Annotated in this window: 18 protein-coding genes; 8 read left to right on the top strand and 10 right to left on the bottom strand. The window is 72.5% G+C overall.

Annotation, left to right across the window (positions count from 1 at the left end; all coding sequences use genetic code 11):
* Positions 1-102 precede the first annotated feature (102 nt).
* Positions 103-495, bottom strand: a complete 393-nt coding sequence (locus ABZT12_RS10865; RefSeq protein ID WP_356380745.1) for an ankyrin repeat domain-containing protein — start codon at positions 493-495, stop codon at positions 103-105.
* Between the two features lie 255 nt (positions 496-750).
* Here ABZT12_RS10865 and ABZT12_RS10860 point away from each other — a divergent pair, with 255 nt between their 5' ends.
* The gene (locus ABZT12_RS10860; protein ID WP_356380742.1) at positions 751-945 is read left to right on the top strand and encodes a hypothetical protein; all 195 of its coding nucleotides are present in this window, start codon (positions 751-753) and stop codon (positions 943-945) included.
* Between the two features lie 34 nt (positions 946-979).
* On the top strand, positions 980-2,560 hold the full coding sequence (locus tag ABZT12_RS10855; RefSeq protein WP_356380739.1) for a hypothetical protein: 1,581 nt from the start codon (positions 980-982) through the stop codon (positions 2,558-2,560).
* A gap of 39 nt (positions 2,561-2,599) precedes the next feature.
* Here the strand turns inward: ABZT12_RS10855 and ABZT12_RS10850 are convergent, their stop codons facing one another.
* Positions 2,600-4,102, bottom strand: coding sequence for a PLP-dependent aminotransferase family protein (locus tag ABZT12_RS10850; RefSeq protein ID WP_356380736.1), 1,503 nt, complete (start codon positions 4,100-4,102; stop codon positions 2,600-2,602).
* 64 nt (positions 4,103-4,166) lie between these two features.
* Between ABZT12_RS10850 and ABZT12_RS10845 the strand changes: the two genes are divergently transcribed.
* From ABZT12_RS10845 to ABZT12_RS10835, 3 genes are all read left to right on the top strand, one after another.
* On the top strand, positions 4,167-4,856 hold the full coding sequence (locus ABZT12_RS10845; RefSeq protein WP_356380733.1) for a hypothetical protein: 690 nt from the start codon (positions 4,167-4,169) through the stop codon (positions 4,854-4,856).
* Positions 4,853-5,620, top strand: coding sequence for a glycerophosphodiester phosphodiesterase (locus ABZT12_RS10840; RefSeq protein WP_356380730.1), 768 nt, complete (start codon positions 4,853-4,855; stop codon positions 5,618-5,620). Before ABZT12_RS10845 ends, ABZT12_RS10840 begins: the two co-directional genes overlap by 4 nt.
* 422 nt (positions 5,621-6,042) lie before the next feature.
* Entirely contained in the window at positions 6,043-6,417 is a 375-nt protein-coding gene (locus ABZT12_RS10835; protein ID WP_030677841.1) for an RNA polymerase-binding protein RbpA, read from the top strand.
* A gap of 91 nt (positions 6,418-6,508) precedes the next feature.
* Here ABZT12_RS10835 and fxsA read toward each other — a convergent pair whose 3' ends face one another.
* From fxsA to ABZT12_RS10815, 4 genes are all read right to left on the bottom strand, one after another.
* Positions 6,509-7,078, bottom strand: coding sequence for an FxsA family membrane protein (gene fxsA, locus ABZT12_RS10830; protein ID WP_356380726.1), 570 nt, complete (start codon positions 7,076-7,078; stop codon positions 6,509-6,511).
* A 72-nt stretch (positions 7,079-7,150) separates the two neighbouring features.
* On the bottom strand, positions 7,151-7,951 hold the full coding sequence (locus ABZT12_RS10825) for a polyprenol monophosphomannose synthase (protein ID WP_356380724.1): 801 nt from the start codon (positions 7,949-7,951) through the stop codon (positions 7,151-7,153).
* A 530-nt stretch (positions 7,952-8,481) separates the two neighbouring features.
* On the bottom strand, positions 8,482-10,086 hold the full coding sequence (locus ABZT12_RS10820) for an amidohydrolase (RefSeq protein ID WP_356380722.1): 1,605 nt from the start codon (positions 10,084-10,086) through the stop codon (positions 8,482-8,484).
* Positions 10,087-10,173: 87 nt separating this feature from the next.
* Positions 10,174-10,614, bottom strand: a complete 441-nt coding sequence (locus ABZT12_RS10815; protein WP_356380719.1) for an Lrp/AsnC family transcriptional regulator — start codon at positions 10,612-10,614, stop codon at positions 10,174-10,176.
* Positions 10,615-10,884: 270 nt separating this feature from the next.
* On the opposite strand from ABZT12_RS10815, the gene ABZT12_RS10810 reads away from it, so the two are divergent.
* Positions 10,885-11,322, top strand: a complete 438-nt coding sequence (locus tag ABZT12_RS10810; RefSeq protein WP_356380716.1) for a hypothetical protein — start codon at positions 10,885-10,887, stop codon at positions 11,320-11,322.
* A 370-nt stretch (positions 11,323-11,692) separates the two neighbouring features.
* Here ABZT12_RS10810 and ABZT12_RS10805 read toward each other — a convergent pair whose 3' ends face one another.
* From ABZT12_RS10805 to ABZT12_RS10790, 4 genes are all read right to left on the bottom strand, one after another.
* Entirely contained in the window at positions 11,693-12,874 is a 1,182-nt protein-coding gene (locus ABZT12_RS10805) for an acyl-CoA dehydrogenase family protein (protein ID WP_356380713.1), read from the bottom strand.
* A 263-nt stretch (positions 12,875-13,137) separates the two neighbouring features.
* Positions 13,138-13,797 (bottom strand): TetR/AcrR family transcriptional regulator, encoded by a 660-nt coding sequence (locus ABZT12_RS10800; protein ID WP_356380710.1) that lies wholly within the window; start codon positions 13,795-13,797, stop codon positions 13,138-13,140.
* A gap of 64 nt (positions 13,798-13,861) precedes the next feature.
* Positions 13,862-14,008, bottom strand: coding sequence for an SCO1431 family membrane protein (locus tag ABZT12_RS10795; RefSeq protein WP_356380707.1), 147 nt, complete (start codon positions 14,006-14,008; stop codon positions 13,862-13,864).
* A 101-nt stretch (positions 14,009-14,109) separates the two neighbouring features.
* Positions 14,110-15,480: a peptidase C39 family protein gene (locus ABZT12_RS10790; RefSeq protein WP_356380705.1), complete on the bottom strand. Its 1,371-nt coding sequence runs from the start codon at positions 15,478-15,480 to the stop codon at positions 14,110-14,112.
* A gap of 168 nt (positions 15,481-15,648) precedes the next feature.
* On the opposite strand from ABZT12_RS10790, the gene ABZT12_RS10785 reads away from it, so the two are divergent.
* Positions 15,649-16,314 carry a hypothetical protein gene (locus ABZT12_RS10785; RefSeq protein WP_356380702.1) on the top strand — a complete coding sequence of 222 codons (666 nt, stop codon included), beginning with the start codon at positions 15,649-15,651 and terminating at the stop codon, positions 16,312-16,314.
* A gap of 433 nt (positions 16,315-16,747) precedes the next feature.
* The gene (locus ABZT12_RS10780) at positions 16,748-18,616 is read left to right on the top strand and encodes an AAA family ATPase (RefSeq protein ID WP_356380700.1); all 1,869 of its coding nucleotides are present in this window, start codon (positions 16,748-16,750) and stop codon (positions 18,614-18,616) included.
* The last annotated feature ends 1 nt before the right edge of the window (position 18,617 follow it).

Raw genomic sequence — 18,617 nt, 5'->3', positions numbered from 1 at the left:
GCGGCGTCGTGCTGCCTTCCCCCCGTTTTCCCCCGTGATCCCCCGTTTTTCCTTGTGCTGCCTGGTCAGACGGCCTGTTCCGGGCGGCTCCCCGGGCGCGGATCAGCTGGTGCCGAAGAGCGCGAGCAGCTCCGTCTTGCCGAACATCCGGGCCGTGTCGACCGCCGAGGGGGTGCCCGAGGCGGGGTCGGCGCCGGCCTCCAAAAGGGCCTTGATGACCTCTTGCTCGCCCTTGAAGACGGCTCCGGCCAGCGGGGTCTGCCCCCGGTCGTTGATGCGGTCGGCCTCGGCGCCCCGGGCCAGCAGGGCCCGTACCGCGTCGGCGTGGCCGTGATAGGCGGCGAGCATCAGCAGGGAGTCACCGCGGTCGTTGGTGAGGTTCGCCGGAACGCCGGCGTCCACGTACGCCACGAGCGCGTCGGTCCCGCCCTGCCGGGCCAGATCGAAGATCTTGGTCGCGAGCTCCACGACCTCGGGATCGGGGGCTTCACTCATCGGTCCGGCCGCCTCTCACTGGTTCGGGTGAATCGCCAGCGTACTGGCTCGGCGCAGACAGGACGGAGCGCCGGTGAGGCGAAGATCACCCTCCGGGGCGGTCGAGCCCTCACCCCGGCGCGGACCGGCCGGCTGGCTCGGCCATCGGGGGGAAATCCACCAAGATTCACCTAGTTGCACCTTTTATCGTATAGATACATCCTGTGATCCTGGAACAACTCATGGTGACCGTCCCCACGAACCAGGAGAGCTCAAATGATTCTGTCCATGTCAGGCGTCGTCCTTCTCGGCATCATCGTCTTCCTCTTCTTCAAGAAGGACGGCCTCAAGGCCTCCCACGCCGTGGTGGCCGCGCTCTTCGGCTTCTACATGGCCAGCACGGCCATCGCACCGAGCATCAAGGCCGGCGGCGAGAGCCTGGCCAGTCTGCTCGGCGGAATCAAGTTCTGACGCCCCCACCCGTACGCACCTCCAGGAGACAGCAGTGGCCCGGCGCCCCCTCCCCCGCATCCTGAGCAACGGCAGCGCGCAGATCGCCCGGAGCCGGGAGCTGGCCAGGACGGCGGCGGACGGCGCCACCGACGTCCTCCACCCGCTGATCACCATCACGCGCGGGCTGCGCCGGCTGGCATCGGCCGGGCGGCGCAGATGGGCCGCGACCCCCAAGGACAGGCGCGGCCCGCTGCTCTTCCTGGTGGCTTCGGTGGTCCTGGTCATGGCGCTGGTGCCGTACGGACCACTGCTCGCCGTCGTCCTCCTGATGGCGGCGGCGGCATGGCACGGCAGGGACCGGACCCCGGGGTCACCCGAGGGCCCGGACGAGTTCCAGACCCAGCGCCTGCGGTCCCTCTACGAGGCCCTGGTGCCCTACTTCTCGGCCGCCGAGGACCCGGACCCCCTCTTCACCCACGGCGGCGACTGGGAGAAGGCCTTCCCCGACTTCGAGTTCGACGACGAGAACCGTGTCGGCCACCTCGTCATCAGTTACCCGCCGTACTTCACGGACGGCGAGGCCGAATCCCGCGCGCGGATCGAGCAGCTGCTCACCACCAAGGCCGGCCGCGGCCGGGAGTACCACTTCGACTGGGATGAGGAGGGCAACGAGCTCGCGGTCACCGTCCTCGCCCCGCTCCGCACCGACATCGCCGCCCAGCGCTTCGTCACGGCTCCCGGCGAGACCGTCCTCGGCTTCACCGACCCGACCCGGGTCCGGCGCACGCTCCCCCTCGCCCACGGGGCGGAACACCGCGACGTCCCGCCCGTCGTCTGGCGCACCGGCATCCGCTCCACCGAACCGCACCTCCTCGTCATGGGCCAGCCCGGCAGCGGCACCTCCACCCTGCTGCGCTCCATCGCCCTCCAGGCCCTGCGGTACGGCGACGTACTGATCGTCGAGGGCGGCGGCACCGGCGACTACGCCTGCCTCACCGGCCGGGACGGTGTCCTCGGGATCGAGTGCGGGCTGACCGGCGCGCTGGCCAGCCTGGAGTGGGCCGCCCACGAGACGGAGCGCCGGCTGGTCGCCGTCAACCGCGCGCGGTCGGGGGGGCACCCCGCACCGGACGACACCCAACGGCCCCTCTGGCTCCTGCTGGACCGGCCGACCGCCTTCGCGTACGTGGCCGCCGCCGACGGCCGCAAGGACCCCCAGTCCCTGCTCCACGTGCCGCTGCGGCACGGCCGCGCCGCCCATGTGACGGTCGTGGTGGCCGAGCAGTTCGACAGCGCGGAGACCCTCAGCGACGCCGTACGGCAGCACACCCGCGCGCGGGTCGTCCTCGGGCCCGCCACCACCGCCCAGCTGGAGGGCGTACTGGGCGCTCCCCCGCACACCACACCGACCGCCCAGCTGCCCCCGGGCCGCGGCTACGCCCGGCTCGGCAACGGACCGGTCCTCCGCCTCCAGGTCCCGGCGACCCCGGACCCGTACGACGACGCGACGAGCGACGCCGACCGCCAGGCGGTGCTGGCCCTGCTGCCACCCCGCACGACACCCGCGGACGCGGCGGAGCGGCTGCCGGCGGAGACGGCGGTCGAGGCCGCGACGGCGGCGGAGACGTCGTGACAGCCCGGCGACACCGGGCGGAGGGCGGGCCGGGCGGGTCTACGCCACGAAGGTGCGTGGCGACTCGCCGTTCCCGCCGGAAACTCCGCTCTCCACCAGCCGGGCCGCCGCGGCCAGGCGTACGGCGGCCTCCTCGGCGACCGCGCCACCCACGGTGAACGGCAGCCGCACATAGCCCTCGAAAGCCCCGTCGACCCCGAAGCGCGGCCCCGACGGCACCCGTACGCCCACGCGCTCCCCCGCCTCCGCCAGCCGGGACCCGGAGAGGCCGCCCGTGCGCACCCAGAGCGTGAGTCCGCCCCGGGGCACCTCGAACTCCCAGTCGGGCAGCTCCCGCCGGACCGCGGCGACCAGCGCGTCCCGGTTCTCCCGCGCCTGGCTCCGCCGGATCTCCACGGCCTGCTGCCAACCGCCGGTGCTGAAAAGCCAGTTGACGGCGAGCTGTTCCAGTACGGGGGTGCCCAGGTCGGCGTAGGCACGCGCGGCGACCAGGCTGCGGATCACGTCGGGGGCCGCCCGCACCCAGCCGATGCGCATCCCCGCCCAGAACGCCTTGCTGGCGGAGCCGACGGTGACGACCGTCGAGCCGGCGGGGTCGAAGCCGCAGACGGGCCTCGGCATCTCCACGTCCGGGTCGAGCCACAGCTCGCTCATCGTCTCGTCGGCGACCAGCACGGTGCCCGCCGAGCGGGCCGCGTCCACCAGCCGGCGGCGCTGGTCCTCGTCGGCGAGGGCGCCGGTCGGGTTGTGGAAGTCGGCGACGACGTAGGCGATCCGGGGCGCGGCCTCGCGCAGCACCTGGCGCCAGCGGTCCATGTCCCAGCCGGTCAGCCCCTCGGCCATGGCCACGGGGACGAGGCGGGCGCCCGCCTCGCGCATCAGCTGGAGGATGTTGGCGTAGGAGGGCGACTCGACCGCGATGCGTTCACCCCGGCCGGCGAAGAGGTGACAGATCGCGTCGATGGCGCCCATGGCGCCGGTGGTGACCATGATCTGCTCGGGCATGGTCGGGATCCCGCGCAGGGTGTAGCGCTCGGCGATCATCGCGCGCAGCGCGGGCAGCCCGGCGGGATAGTCGCCATGGGTGTGGGCGTACGGCGGCAGCTCCTCCAGGGCGCCCCGGACGGCCCGGGTGAGCCACGGTTCCGGGGCGGGCAGGGCCGCGCAGCCCAGGTCGATCACCGACCCCAGGGCCTCGGGCGGCAGCGGCTCCAGCCCGCGCGCGGGCAGCGGGTTCCCGGCCGGTACGGCGGTCCAGCTGCCGGCCCCGCGCCGGGACTCCAGGAACCCCTCGGCGCGCAGCGCCTCGTAGGCGGCGGCGACGGTGGTGCGGCTGACGGACAGGGCCAGCGCCAGTTCGCGCTCGGCGGGCAGCCGGGCGGCGACCGGTACGCGCCCTTCGAGCACCAGGAGGCGGATGCCGTCCGCGAGGGCCCGGTAGGCGGGCGGGCGGCGCGTGCCGGGGCCGGCCGGACGGTCCTGCTGGGAGTTGAGCAGCCGGGCGAGCTGAGCGGCACCGATCGCCGAGGTCCACTGCGCCATGAGAACCAGTCCACCTTCCCCGAATTGGCCATGGATCACATGCCATCCATGGCCACAGGGTGACATGGGTCAGGCCACTACCACCACCAGGGGGCACCACTTGTCCGCACAGAGCCGTCTCGGGCGACGTCTCGTCCAGCTGTACGCCGGACTCGCGCTGTACGGCGCCAGTTCCGCGCTCCTGGTGAGGGCCGGCCTGGGCATGGAGCCCTGGAACGTGCTGCACCAGGGCCTCGCCGAGCTGACCGGCCTGACGATCGGCGTGGTGTCGATCATCGTGGGCGCCACGGTGCTGCTCCTGTGGATACCGCTGCGCCAGCGCCCGGGCCTCGGCACCGTCTCCAACGTGTTCGTGGTCGGCCTCGCCATGGACGGCACCTTGGCCCTGCTGCCGGACGCGCACGCCCTCGCGGCCAGGGTCGCCCTGCTCGCGGCGGGCATCGTCCTCAACGGCGCCGCCACCGGCCTCTACATCGCGGCGAGCTTCGGGCCGGGACCGCGCGACGGCCTGATGACGGGGCTGCACCGGCGTACCGGCCGCTCGATCCGGTTGATGCGGACGGCCGTCGAGGCGACGGTCGTTGCCACCGGCTTCGCGCTCGGCGGCACGATCGGTGTCGGCACCCTTCTGTACGCCCTGTCGATCGGCCCGCTCGCCCAGCTCTTCCTGCGGATCTTCGCCGTCCGGCCGGCATCCGACGGCGGCGCCCTCGTCGCCGCCGGGTCACCGGGACCGGCGATACTGCCCCGGTGACCACGCGCATACGTCATCCCTACCTCGACCATCCGGGCCCGATCCCGTTCGCCCACCGGGGCGGCGCGGCGGACGGTCTGGAGAACACCGCGCTCCAGTTCCGGCGCGCCGTGGACCTCGGCTACCGGTACATCGAGACCGACGTGCACGCCACCGCGGACGGCAGGCTCGTCGCCTTCCACGACCACAGCCTGGACCGGGTGACCGACGGCGTGGGCCGCATCGCCGACCAGGCGTGGCGCGACATCAGCCACGCGCGCGTGGCGGGCCGGGAGCGGGTGCCCCTCTTCGAGGAACTCCTGGAGACCTTCCCCGGGGTGCGCTGGAACGTGGACGTCAAGGCCGAGGCCGCGCTGCTGCCCCTGCTGGACCTCATCGGGCGGACGGACTCCTGGAACCGCGTCTGCGTCGGTTCCTTCTCCGAGGCCCGCGTGGCGCGTGCCCAGCATCTGGCCGGCCCGCGCCTGGCCACCTCGTACGGCACGCGCGGGGTGCTGAACCTGCGGCTGCGTTCATGGGGCGCACCGGTCGCGGTGCGCCGTTCGGCGGTGGCCGCGCAGGTGCCCGAGGAGCAGTCGGGCATCCCCGTGGTCGACCGGCGCTTCGTCCGCGCCGCCCACGCGCGCGGGGTGCAGGTCCACGTCTGGACGGTCAACGAGGCCGAGCGCATGCACCGGCTCCTGGACCTGGGGGTCGACGGCATCATGACCGACCACATCGACACGCTGCGCCAGGTCATGCGGGACCGGGGCGTCTGGGCCTGAGAGGTCCACTGTCCGGGGTGACCCACCGGCTGACGGGGAGTCATCGGGGCGCGATCATCTCCCTGGTCGTCCTTCTCGCCCTTTCGCCCTCGGGCGCGCCGCTCGCGCGGGTCACCGGTGGGGCGTGCGATCCGCGAGGCGGGGAACGCTGTTCCCGAGACGATTTAGCGCTGAAGGCGAAAGGGCGGTAGTGTACGCGTTTGGCCTGCCAGGCGTACCGTTACTGCGCGTCAAAGATGCCGAAACGGTGGGTGACATCTACTCGTAGATGTGACAAACCGGGCGTCGGTGGGTACAACAAGGGCGGCTATGACGGCGACGCACGACCCGGAACGGGAATCTTTACCGCCGACCGGACGTTGAACGGATGACGACGACAGCGACACCTGTCCTGTGGGCGACAAGCCCGGGAGGCACGATTCATGAGTGAGCGAGCTCTTCGCGGCACGCGCCTCGTGGTGACCAGCTACGAGACGGACCGCGGCATCGACCTGGCCCCGCGCCAGGCCGTGGAGTACGCATGCGAGAAGGGACATCGTTTTGAGATGCCCTTCTCGGTCGAAGCGGAGATTCCGCCGGAGTGGGAGTGCAAGGTCTGCGGGGCTCAGGCACTCCTCGTGGACGGCGACGGCCCAGAGGAAAAGAAGGCCAAGCCCGCGCGTACACATTGGGACATGCTGATGGAACGGCGCACCCGCGAGGAGCTCGAAGAGGTCCTCGCGGAGCGTCTCGCCGTTCTCCGTTCCGGCGCGATGAACATCGCGGTTCACCCCAGGGACAGCCGCAAGTCGGCCTAGTTCCCGGGGAACGGGGCGGTACTACCGAGAACACAGGGATCGCGGACACCGTACGAATGCGTACGGTGCCGCGATCCTGTGCTTTCCGGGGTCAGCGCGCGAGCGGCGGGCGCGGGCCCTGAGAGCCGTCTCCCGGCTCCTCCCGGATGACCTCACCGGGGACGACCTTGCCGTCCGGGCGGCCCATACGGGCCTGCTGGAAGGCGTCCCCGAAGGTGCCCGGGACAGCCTGGCGCAGCTTGCGCTCGACCGTGCGCTCCAGGAAGCGGCTGAGGCCCTTCTGCACCGGCGGGAGGAGCAGGAGCAGGCCCACCGCGTCCGAGAGCAGACCGGGGACGACGAGCAGCAGACCGCCGAGCATCATCGGACCGTTCCCCCCGCCGCCGGCCGGCGCTGGGGTGGCGCCCTGCTGGACCGCGCGGCTCAGGTTCCGGAAGGCCCGCCGGCCCGCCCGCTTGATGACCAGGGCACCCGCCACCAGCCCCGCGACCAGCAGCAGAAGGACCGTGAGCCCGCTCGTCGCGCCGGCCACCACGATCAGCAGCCAGATCTCCAGTACCGCCCACACGGCGAGGCCCAAGGGCAGCGCGGTGCGCAGGCGGAAGCGCCGGGGCCGGGCGGGGGGCGAGGGCGAGGGCGTGGTCGGAACACCAGTCGTCATACGTCCAGTGTGCCTGGGCCCGGCGCCGTGCGGGACGACGGAACGATCAACGACGCCGGTGAGGCGCCGGCGTCACCGCGGTGCGGAGCCGCCCTTGCCGCGCAGCTTGCCGACCCGCTCCCCCACACCCCACGTGGTGACCCGCCACAGCGCCTCGACCAGGATGTCTCGGCTCATCTTGGAGTCGCCCAGCTCGCGCTCCACGAACGTGATGGGCACCTCGACCACGTGGTAGCCGGCCTTGACCGCGCGGCGCGCCAGGTCGACCTGGAAGCAGTACCCCTGGGAGGCCACGTCGTCCAGGCCGAGGCCCTCCAGGGTCTCCCGGCGGAACGCCCGGTAGCCGCCCGTGATGTCACGCAGCGGCAGGTCGAGCGCGAGACGTGAGTAGAGGCTGCCGCCCCGGGAGATGACCTCGCGGGACTTGGGCCAGTTCACCACCCGGCCGCCGGGCACCCAGCGGGAGCCGAGCACCAGGTCCGCGCCCTTGAGGGCGGTGAGCAGCCGGGTCAGTTCCTCGGGCTGGTGGGAGCCGTCGGCGTCCATCTCGACGAGGACCCCGTAGTCGTTCTCCAGGCCCCAGCGGAATCCCGCGAGGTAGGCGGCGCCGAGGCCCTCCTTGCCCTTGCGGTGCAGCACCCGGACCTGTTCGTCCCCGGCGGCCAGTTCGTCGGCCAGCTTGCCGGTGCCGTCGGGGCTGTTGTCGTCGGCCACGAGGACGTGTGCTCGGGGGACCGCCTTCCGGACCCGGCCGACGATGGACTTGATGTTCTCGGCCTCGTTGTAGGTCGGGATGATCACCAGGGCCGTGCCGAGCGGGCCGAACCGCCGCCCCTGGGCCTGTGCCGCGAGGGCTCCGTCGCCGTCGTTCACTGCTGCCCCTTCTGTCCGTACGCAGGGGTCCACCATAGTGGCCGCGGCCTGCGATGACGTGACAGCCGGTTCGTACGGTGGTGTCGATTCCGCAAGAACGGGGTAAGAACACCCTTTTCGCGGCGTGTGCGCGGCGGATGGGGGCCCGGCGCCCTTCGGGCCGACCTGGGGCCCGCTGGCTGCGGGTCGACCGAAAGCCGTTGTCTACTGAACGTCCGGGCCCCACCCGGGTCACACCCAGCCGACCGGAACGTTCCCTCGCCGAGGCGCCGACGCTGAGCCTGGCTCCCAGTGACGGTGCCCCGGTGCGGCACACCGTCCCTCACCCAGCGGCGCTTCGGCGATTGCTCGGAGGTTCCCCGGTCGGACGTCCGGTGGTGGACTCGGACGAACCTACCGGCCCGCCGCCGTCGCCTGTCAACAGCGGTTTGACCTGCGCGTTCGTCAGCAATCAGCTGGTCAGGGCAGACACCGCGCAGGTCGGGCGACAGGGCGGCGGCCGTCGATCGGGAGCGCGCCACCCCGGTAGATCACTCGCCCGGCCGTACGAACACGGGCCGGCCTCCCACCACCGTCCGCAGGCAGACGGGAAGGTCGGCGCCAGGCGTCAGGTCGGGCAGTCCGGGGGTGCCGGAGCGCGGGTCGGTCGACCAGCGCGCGACCCGGTCGTCGGGTGCCTGGACGACGAGGGCGTCGGTGCGCCAGACGGCGTAGTCGGCGGGGGCGCCCGGGACCAGGACACCCGCGTCGTCCCGTCCCACCGCACGCCAGCCGCCGCGCGTATGGGCGGTGAACGCGGCGCGCACGGAGACCCGGTGCTCGGGTGTCCGGTGGAAGGCGGCGGCGCGGACGGCCGCCCAGGGGCCGAGCGGCGTGACGGGGCTGTCGGAGCCGAAGGCGAGCGGGACACCGGCCCGCAGCAGGGCCGCGAAGGGGTTGAGGGTGCGGGCCCGGTCCCCGCCCAGGCGCTGGGCGTAGAGGCCTTCCTCGCCGCCCCACAGCGCGTCGAAGGCGGGCTGCACGGAGGCGGTGAGGCTCAGCTCGGCGAAGGCCGCGACCGTCTCCGGGGTGAGCATCTCGGCGTGTTCGACGCGGTGCCGGGCGGCCCGGATGCGGGGCAGGCCGACCTTCTCGGCGGCGGCGCGGACCCCCTCGACCACGGTGGTCACGGCGGCGTCCCCGATGGCGTGGAAGCCCGCCTGGAGGCCCGCCTCCGTGCAGGCGGTCACGTGGGCGGCGACGGCGGTCGCGTCCAGGTAGGCGGTGCCGGTGTGGCCGGCGTCGGCGTACGGCTGGTGCAGACAGGCGGTGTGCGAACCGAGGGCGCCGTCGACGAAGAGGTCACCGGCGGCGCCCGCCGCGCCCAGCTCCGCCGCCTTCTCCACGTCCGTCTCCGCCCAGTAGCCCACCACGCGCGGGCCCGGTTCCGCCGCGGCCAGCCGCAGCAGGCCGGTGAGGTCGTCCTCGGAGGAGATGTCGGGTCCGGCGCACTCGTGGACCGAGCCGATGCCGAGGGAGGCGGCGTGGGCGAGGGCGGTGCGCTGGGCCTCGGCGCGCTGTGCGGGCGTGACGGCGGCCAGCGCGGCGGCGCGTACGGCGTGGTGGGCGTCCCGGGTGAGCGGGGCGTCCTCGCGGCCGAGGCCCCCCGGAAGTCGGTCGAGGAGGGCCGAGCTGACGACCGCGGAGTGGACGTCGATCCGGCTGAGGTAGAGCGGGCGCCCGCCGGTGGCCGCGTCGAGCTCGGCGCGTGTCGGCGGGCGTCCGCCGGGCCAGCGGGAGGCGTCCCAGCCGTGGCCGAGGAGGACCTGGTCGGCCGGGCGGGCGGCGGCGAAGTCCCGGACTAGGGAGAGGGCCGCCTCCAGGGAGGGCGCGTCGGAGAGGTCGAGGCCGGTGAGCGCGAGGCCGGTGGCGGTGGTGTGCACGTGGGCGTCGGTGAACGCGGGGGTGACCAGCGCCCCGTCCAGGTCGACCACCTCGTCGACGCCGTCCGCGAAGGCGTCGGCGGCCCCCTCGGAGCCGACCCAGGCGACCTGGCCGCGCTCGACGACCATCGCGGTGGCGAAGGGATCGGCGGGACTGTGGACCTCGCCGCGGCGGAGCAGAACGGTTCTCGGCTGGTCGGTGCGCTCACTCATGGGACCAGTCTCGCGTCCCGCGCGAGCGGTCCGGCGCCCGGGGCCGCACTCGGGACCGCGCTCAGGGCCGCCGAACGCCCCCGTGGGTCAGATGCGCGGCGGGCGTGCCTCGTACGGCGTGGAGAGCACCACCGTGGTGCGGGTCGAGACGCCGGCCAGGCCGCGCAACCGGGCGAGCAGTTCCTCCAGCTCGTGCGGGGTGGCCACCCGCACCTTGAGGATGTAGTTCTCCTCGCCCGCCACGCTGTGACAGGCCTCGATCTCGGGCACGTCGGAGAGGCGCTCCGCGATGTCGTCGGGGGCGCTGGGATCGAACGGTTTCACCGAGATGAAGGCCGTCATGGGCAGTCCCACGGCCTCCGGGTCGACGACCGCCGCGTAGCCGCGGATGACGCCACGCTGCTCCAGCCGGCGCACCCGCTGGTGCACGGCCGACGTGGACAGGCCCGTGGCCTTGCCCAGGTCGGTGTAGCTCATCCGCCCGTCCTTGACGAGCAGCTGCACGATCTGTCGGTCCAGCTCCTCCATGGCGCAGAACCTACAGTGCGGCTGATCTCCGGCGATAGCCGAGCGGCGCAGGTCATACCCGGTTCGTGATGTGACCCGCGAGCCCCGCGTGCGGCGCGTGCGGGACGTATCGGCCGCCGGGGGCATCTGCGCACGGCATGTGACGAAGACCACAGGCCGTGGAAGGGGTGTGTGGAGATGGCGTGATTACCGCCGCGACGGGACGGGAAGTGCTTGCTGTGGTCGAGGCCGCAGCGCCTTCAACGGCCCAGCCCATAGGGGGAGTAGCCCATGCAGAGTCTCAAGCGCCCTGGTCGTACCGCACCCAGGCGGTCGCAACTCGTCGTCGAACCCGAGCCGGAGGGCGTCGAACCGGACGGTTTCGAAGCCGAGGAGTTCGACGCGTACGACACCTTGGAGATGTACCGGGTGATCTGCCCGGACTGCGCGCAGCCCATCGCCCTGCTGGCGGACGAGGAGTTCCTGCCCGAGCACGCGCTGTGCGCCTCGCCGTGGAACCCGTTCGGGCTCACGGTCTGCGCCGGTACGGGACGCGAGGCGGCCGAGGCCCGGCCCGCCGACGAGTCGGTGGAGCCTCAGGAGCAGGACACCGCCCTCCTGTTGACGCTCCCGCAGGGACTCGACTGGCGCACCCAGCCCTTCTCGCACGTCGGCGGCCCGGGTTCGCGCCCGATCCGTGTGCCCGACGCGCGCCCCTACGCCGCCTGAGCGCTTCCGCCCGGCGCCCGTTCCCCTACGAGTAACTCGGCCATCCGTCAGCGGACTTGTGCGTACAGCCGAGCCACGCAGCGACCAAGGGCAGCGGTCGTAGACGTAAACGTGGTCGGCGATCGCGGTGCATGTGCCGCACGTAGCAATTCGATTGACGGTACGTCAGCTCACGTACCGTCAATTTGCCCTGCGCACCGGTAGTGCGCCCCGTGGCGCGCCCGGAGAACCCGTCGCACCCGGCGTCACAGCGGCCCGAAGCCCGCCAACCACCTCACTTCGATGCAGAGTTCGGCCGCCCAGGCAGCACGCCGCCAGGCCGTCACGGCACCGGGCGGGGGCGGCCGGGCGGCGCTTCCTCCGGTCGGGGTCAGTCGGTTCGGCGGGCCTCGGGACCGGCGAGGTGACGGGCGATGACCATCCGCTGGATCTGGTTGGTGCCCTCGACGATCTGGAGGACCTTCGCCTCGCGCAGGTAGCGCTCGACCGGGAAGTCCGCGGTGTAGCCGTAGCCGCCGAGCACCTGCACCGCGTCGATGGTCGCCTTCATCGCGGTGTCGGTGCAGTGCAGTTTGGCCATGGCCGCCTGCTTGGCGAAGGGCCGGCCCGCGTCGCGCAGCCGGGCCGCCGCGAGGTACAGCGCCCGGCCGGCCTCGATCTGGGTCGCCATGTCGGCGAGCATGAAGCGCAGTCCCTGGAAGTCGGAGATCGGCCGCCCGAACTGCTGCCGCCCGGTCGCGTACGCCACGGCCTCGTCGAGTGCCGCCTGGGCCAGGCCGATCGCGCAGGCCGCGATGCCGAGCCGGCCGGAGTCGAGCGCGGAGAGGGCGATCGCGAAGCCCTGGCCCTCCTCGCCGATGCGCCGCTCGTCCGAGACCCGGACGCCGTCGAAGTGGACCTGCGCGGTGGGCGAACCCTTCATGCCCATCTTCCGCTCGGGCGGGGCGGCGCTCAGCCCGGGGGCGTCACCGGGCACCAGGAACGCGGTGATCCCGCGCGGCCCCTCCTCGCCGGTGCGGGCCATGACCGTGTAGAAGTCGGCGATGCCGCCGTGGGTGATCCATGCCTTGGTGCCGTCGATGACCCAGTCGTCGCCGTCCCGGACCGCCCTGGTGCGCAGGGAGGCCGCGTCGGAACCGGAGGACGGCTCGGAGAGGCAGTAGGCGCCCAGCAGTCCGCCGCCGAGCATGGCGGGCAGATGCTCCACCTGCTGCTGCTTGGTGCCGTAGCCGGCCAGCGCGTGACAGGAGAGGGAGTGCACGCTCACTCCGAGGCCGACGGTGAGACGGGCCGCGGCTAGTTCCTCCAGGACCTGGAGGTAGACCTCGTAGGGCTGGTCGCCGCCGCCGTACTCGACGTCGTAGGGCAGGCCGAGCAGGCCGGAGCGGGAGAGGAGGGTGAAGACCTCGCGCGGGAAGTGTCCGGCGTCCTCCTGCTCGGCCGCCTCCGGGGCGATCTCGCGCTGCGCGATGTCACGGACGAGCGAGATCAGCTCGCGGGCCTCGTCCGTGGGCAGTTGCCGGTCCACCGGCTGCGGGGCGCGGTCGGGCATGGCGACGCTCTCCTCCCTGTCGGGCAGATCGGCGGGCGTACGCCTTGGGTGGGGCGGCTCCGCCGGGACTCACCAAGCTGCCTGCCGAGGCGCGCGCTCCGGGTCTCGGAAGCGGCTGACCAGCGGCTCTGGGCTGTGAGTATGCCCGATCGGCAGCCCCTCGTCACCAGTTAACGGCCGCTTACTTCGAGAATAGCCTCCCCCTGCTTCCGGCCGGTCCGAACCGCTGAGCGCGGGGGTGGGCCGCGCCACCCGGACGGCGGTCAGCCGTCGCGGCGGGCCGGTCCGGGCGCGGGGTAGGAGGGGTCCAGTTCCTCGATGGCGCGCAGGGCGCCGCCGAGCGTCTTGACGAGGAGTTCGCGCATCCGGTCACGGGAGAGTTCGGGGCGGGCTATCCAGTCCAGGGTGCTGCCCTCGACCGCGCACACCCAGCCCAGCAGGCCCATCCGGGCCAGCGGCGAGATGTCGCTCCGCCCGTAGGCCCCCTCAGCGATGGTGGCGACGATCGCCGCGCGCACCGCGTCCCGGATCGCCTGCACCTCGGTGTCGAAACCGACGCCCCCGCTGACGATGGTGCGGTAGGCGGCCTGGTTGTGTTCGGCGTAACGGAGATAGCCGTCGATGGTGCGATGCACCCGGTCGACGGCCGCCAGCTCGGCGCCGCTCGCCGCGAAGGTGACCAGCCCGGCGACCGAGTCGTTGATGATCGCCAGGTAGTAGCCGCGCTTGGACTGGAAGTAGTAGTAGATCAGCCCCTTGGCGACATGCGCCTGCCGGGCGATGTCGTCCATCGACAGCGCGTCGTAGGACGTGTCGGCGAACAACTTCCGCCCGATGGAGATGAGTTCGGCGCGGCGGGCCAGTGAGCGCTCGGTGCCGCGCGCCCGGGGGCGTACGGCGTCACGTTGTTGACTGATACTCAATGTCGACTCAGGTCTCCAACTGGGCTTGGTCCACCGCAGTATGGCAGGTCCGGAATGCGTCAGGTCACAGCAGACCGACCTGCGTGACGAGCATCGCGACCACCACGACGAGGACCCAGCCCAGGACCTGTTCGGCGATTTTCGGGCCGTCGTCCTTCGGGCCGCCGGTACGGGTGCGGGCGCGGTTCGCGAGCGCCGGGTGTGCGGTCATCGTGGCTCACTGAGGTCGGATGTGCGGTGGACTCCCCCGTTGTGTCCACCTTGCCATCCGACGCGCCTTTTGCCGCCGAGACCTTGGTCACAGCGCCCGGCTCAGCGCACGCCCGCCGCCGCGAGCGCCTTGCGCCGGCGCTCCGACGGGTGCGCGGGGAAGTAGAGGTAGCAGATGCCGCCGGTGCCGGAGACGACCTTGCCCGCGGCGTTGTACCGCTTGGTGCGCAGCCAGATGTTCTCCCACTCGCGCCGGTCGTAGACCCTGCGCACCGCCTCGTCGGTCGCCGAGTTGGGGTCGTTGGCGATCACGTCCCCGTCGGCGGTGAAGCCGATCACGGTCATCAGGTGGCCGGAGGTGCCGTACCCCGCACCGGTCAGCTCGCTGCTGAGGAACGACTGGGACGTTATGGCCGGGATGCCCGCCGCGATCAGCGTCTCCAGGTCGGTGAGCGAGCCGAGCCGGGTGACCACGCCCTGGAGGTCCTGGTAGGTCGCGGCGTAGGCGGCGTTGAAGGGCCAGTTGCCGCAGCCCTGGTACTGGTAGTCGTAGGTGGCGCGGGCCGCCTGGTCCACCTGGGGGTCGGCGTAGGCCGGGTCGACCCAGGCCAGTTGCTCAGGGGTGGGCCGGCCGCCCCAGTACTCGATGATCATCTGCGAGGAGGTGGGGCTGCACCAGGCCTCGCCGCCGTTGTCGTACTCGGGGTACTGGCCGAGGTGGAGCTCCTGCGAGTAGCGCGGGACGATCAGCTCCTGGGCGAGACCGGGCGTGGAGGCCGGCACCGTGAACCGGTCCGGGATGTCGGAGCCCATCGCGCCCAGCCGCCACACCGTGGGGGTCAGCCCGGTGCCGGGCCGGCGGTAGAGGGTCAGCCGCAGCCGGTACGACGTCAGGCGCAGACCCGTGGTGGCGTCGTCGATGGCGAAGGTGTCCGTCCAGACGGTGCTCCTGCCGTCGGTCTGGCCGTCGACGGAGGTCCGCTTGATGTCCCGGTCGCCCGCGGCCCAGCGGCCCATCACGTACCAGGGGGTGTCCGTGCCGTCGGTGTACGTGCCGCGCAGCTCCACCTGGAGCCAGGTACCGGCCGGGGTGTGCGCGTTCCAGGAGGCGATGGCCTCCGTCGCCGGGACCCGCAGCCGGTGCGCGGGGGACGTCCAGGTCGCGTACTCCCAGGTCGCGGTCGTGCCGGTGTGCGGGTCGGTGTACTCGGTGGTGCCGTCGGGGACGCCGACGACCACTCCGGGACGGGCGCCCGCGACGGCCCGCGCGCCCTTCCCCGCTCCGGCGCGCCAGTCGGAGTACGTGGTCCACGACCGGTAGTCGACCGGGCGGGCCGGGGCACCGCCGGCGGCGGCTCGGCGAGCGCCGCCGGCCTCGGTGGCGGCGGTCGCCTGGCCCGTGCCGCTCACCACGGCGGCGGCCACGGCGGCGGCCAGGACGGTTCTGCGGGACGGCTGTTCGGCTCTGCTCATGGGCGGAGGACCCCCAGGTGTCCGAGTCGGAGCGGGACCAGTGCACGGCTGTGCGCCAACTATGGCCGCCCGTACCCCGGCCCGGCCAGCACTTCCGGCCATGCCGCGCCCACGAATATTGGTATCGACCACTGGCATGACCTGGGGCGCGGACCGTCCGGCGGTAAAATGAGGACCGCCCACGTCCGCCCGCCACCCCTCCGGGAACCAGCCATTCACCGTCTCGCCTCCGAACTGCGCGGACTGCCGCCGTCCTGCGGGCCGGTCCGGCTGGTCGGGATCGACGGGCACGCCGGCTCCGGGAAGTCGACGTTCGCCGGCCGGCTCGCCACCGCACTCGGCGGCGCGCCGGTGCTGCGGCTGGACGACATCGCCTGCCACGAGGAGCTCTTCGCCTGGCCCCGGCGCCTCCTCGACCAGGTCCTCACCCCCCTCGGCCGTGGCGAGACCGCCCACTACGCCCCCTACGACTGGACCGCCCGCCGCTTCGGACCTCCCCGGGCCCTGCCGCCGGCCCCGGTGGTCCTGCTGGAAGGGGTCGGCGCCGGACGCCGGGAGCTGCGCCCGTGGCTGGCGCGGCTGCTGTGGATGGAGGTGCCGGCCGAGGAGGCGTGGACGCGCGGGCGGCGGCGGGACGGGACGGCGCAGCGGGAGTTCTGGGACGCGTGGGTCGCGGCGGAACGCAAGCACTTCGCCAAGGATCCCTCAAGACCCCAAGCACACGCCCTGGTACGGCAGTTGACCGTGGGGTACGAGGTGCTCCCGGGGCCTTCCGGGACCCCTGGACCGGACCAGGAAATCACCCACGGTGACGGACCGCCCGCAGTGTGCTGAACTCGTGAAGACCCCTTCACGCGAACTTGCCTGAGTGCCCCAACCCCGCTTGACCGAGGGACCGTACAGGTCTTACGTTCTGCAAGAGCGGCCGTTCGGAGCCGCCCGCAGTCGCGAAGCCCCCGGTTGTTCCCCCGTGATCGGGGGCTTCGTTCTGCCCTCACCACCGTCTTCGGCCGCCTCGGGCGCCGTTCCGCTCACCCTCGGTCACCGGCTCCGGCCCGGCCCGTCCGCTCCCACCTCGTCAAACGGCCTGTGCGCCACCCTTCGGCGGGCCCCTCCCCCGCAGGTACGATGCCCAGGGTGCGACCCTCGGACGGCTGCTTCGCGCACCACTGCAACTCCCGTCCGCAGCACAGCGGTTAGACCCAGACTGCCGACGGGCGCCGGCCCGGCGGTGAATCGACGGGGGCACGGTTTGTGGGGGGACGCGATGGACTTCGGCACGCAGGGCCCCGAGGCCCCGGCCGACCTCGCCTGGCTGCGAGGTGTGGACGCCTACACGATGGGCGCCTATCCACAGGCGGAGGAGGAGTTCAGGACCGCGGTGCGGATGGACCCCGGGATGGCCGACGGATGGCTCGGACTGCACGCGCTGCGCGTCGACACGACGACCGCGCTGCTGCGCATGTACCGCCACCGGGACCGCTTCGGGGAACAGCGCACACGGCACCGCCGCACGCTCAACTCCTGGTACTGGCTGGGCTGGTGGGTGCAGCCGGTACTGGAGAGCCCCCGTGATCTGCTGCTCGCGCACGCCTCGCACTGGCTGGACGGCCGGCATGTGCCGGAGCTGGACCGGGCGCTCGCCGGACTGCCGCCCGTCGACACCGACCACCAGGTGCGGTTCCTGCACGCGTGCCGCGCCTATCTGGTCAAGGACTGGGAGCAGCTGGTCCGGCACACCGACCCGCTGGTCAACGATCCGCTGCTGGGCATCGAGGCGGGGCTCTTCGGCGGGATGGCCCGGGTCCGGCTGGAGATGTTCGGCCAGGCCGAGCCGCTGCTCTCCGCGGCGCTGATGCGCTGTCGCAGCGAGCAGCCGCAGCGCAAGGAGCTGCGGTACTGGCTGGCCCGGGCCCACGAGGGCACCGGCCGCAGCGCCGCAGCGCTCCCCCTGTACCGGGCGGTGCACCGGGTCGACCCCGCGTTCATGGACACCTCGGCCCGGCTCGCCGCGATCTCCGACTCCGACGGGTACGACGGCTACGACGACGCGGCCGACCTCGCGGCGATCACGCTCTCCGGGGCGCAGGACGCGCTGGAGAGTCCCGACGGCCTCGATCCGCTCTTCGGCGGCGAGGGCCGCGACCTGAAACTCTCCGGCCCCGATCTGCCGACGTCGGGCCCGCGCTCCTCGGCGACCGACTCGGTGCGCGAGAAGACGACGGCGCCGGTGGAGCCGCTGCCCACCGGACCCACCGACCCCGCCCTGCTGGAGGAGGCGCTCGACGAGCTGGAGCGGATGGTGGGACTTGAGCCGGTCAAACGCCAAGTCAAGGCGCTGTCAGCCCAGTTGAACATGGCACGGCTGCGCGCCGGACAGGGTCTGCCGGTGCAGCCGCCCAAGCGGCACTTCGTCTTCTCCGGCCCCTCCGGCACCGGCAAGACCACCGTGGCCCGCATCCTGGGCCGGGTCTTCTACGCCCTCGGACTGCTCGGCGGCGACCATCTGGTCGAGGCCCAGCGGGCCGACCTGGTCGGCGAGTACCTGGGCCAGACAGCAGTGAAGGCCAACGAGCTGATCGACTCCGCGATCGGCGGGGTGCTCTTCGTCGACGAGGCGTACTCGCTCTCCAACTCCGGTTACGGCAAGGGCGACGCGTACGGCGACGAGGCGTTGCAGGTGCTGCTGAAGCGCGCGGAGGACAACCGCGACCACCTGGTGGTCATCCTGGCCGGCTACCCCGAGGGCATGGACCGGCTGCTCGCCGCCAACCCCGGACTCTCCTCGCGCTTCACCACCCGGGTCGACTTCCCCTCCTACCGTCCCCTCGAACTCACCTCCATCGGCGAGGTGTTGGCCGCCGAGAACGGTGATGTGTGGGACGAGGAGGCGCTCGACGAGCTGCGCTCGATCGCCGGACACGTCGTGGACCAGGGCTGGATCGACGAGCTGGGCAACGGACGGTTCCTGCGCACCCTCTACGAGAAGAGCTGCGCGTACCGCGATCTGCGGCTGTCGGTCTACCCCGGGAGCCTGTCCCGGGACGACCTGTCCACGCTGCGCCTGCCGGATCTGATGCAGGCGTACGGCGAGGTGCTGTCGGGGCGGGGACCGCAGGATCCGTCGGCACCGTGAC

The organism is Streptomyces sp. NPDC005423 (assembly GCF_040606415.1).
Classification (GTDB): domain Bacteria; phylum Actinomycetota; class Actinomycetes; order Streptomycetales; family Streptomycetaceae; genus Streptomyces.
This window is presented reverse-complemented; position numbering and strand designations above follow the sequence as displayed.

Coding starts and splice junctions, on each gene's coding strand:
- ABZT12_RS10790 (WP_356380705.1), bottom strand. CDS start 15,480: ATGAGCAGAGCCGAACAGCCGTCCCGCAGAACCGTCCTGGCCGCCGCC.
- fxsA (WP_356380726.1), bottom strand. CDS start 7,078: ATGACGACTGGTGTTCCGACCACGCCCTCGCCCTCGCCCCCCGCCCGG.
- ABZT12_RS10820 (WP_356380722.1), bottom strand. CDS start 10,086: ATGAGTGAGCGCACCGACCAGCCGAGAACCGTTCTGCTCCGCCGCGGC.
- ABZT12_RS10780 (WP_356380700.1), top strand. CDS start 16,748: ATGGACTTCGGCACGCAGGGCCCCGAGGCCCCGGCCGACCTCGCCTGG.
- ABZT12_RS10795 (WP_356380707.1), bottom strand. CDS start 14,008: ATGACCGCACACCCGGCGCTCGCGAACCGCGCCCGCACCCGTACCGGC.
- ABZT12_RS10815 (WP_356380719.1), bottom strand. CDS start 10,614: ATGGAGGAGCTGGACCGACAGATCGTGCAGCTGCTCGTCAAGGACGGG.
- ABZT12_RS10810 (WP_356380716.1), top strand. CDS start 10,885: ATGCAGAGTCTCAAGCGCCCTGGTCGTACCGCACCCAGGCGGTCGCAA.
- ABZT12_RS10805 (WP_356380713.1), bottom strand. CDS start 12,874: ATGCCCGACCGCGCCCCGCAGCCGGTGGACCGGCAACTGCCCACGGAC.
- ABZT12_RS10845 (WP_356380733.1), top strand. CDS start 4,167: ATGGGTCAGGCCACTACCACCACCAGGGGGCACCACTTGTCCGCACAG.
- ABZT12_RS10835 (WP_030677841.1), top strand. CDS start 6,043: ATGAGTGAGCGAGCTCTTCGCGGCACGCGCCTCGTGGTGACCAGCTAC.
- ABZT12_RS10785 (WP_356380702.1), top strand. CDS start 15,649: ATGAGGACCGCCCACGTCCGCCCGCCACCCCTCCGGGAACCAGCCATT.
- ABZT12_RS10850 (WP_356380736.1), bottom strand. CDS start 4,102: ATGGCGCAGTGGACCTCGGCGATCGGTGCCGCTCAGCTCGCCCGGCTG.
- ABZT12_RS10860 (WP_356380742.1), top strand. CDS start 751: ATGATTCTGTCCATGTCAGGCGTCGTCCTTCTCGGCATCATCGTCTTC.
- ABZT12_RS10865 (WP_356380745.1), bottom strand. CDS start 495: ATGAGTGAAGCCCCCGATCCCGAGGTCGTGGAGCTCGCGACCAAGATC.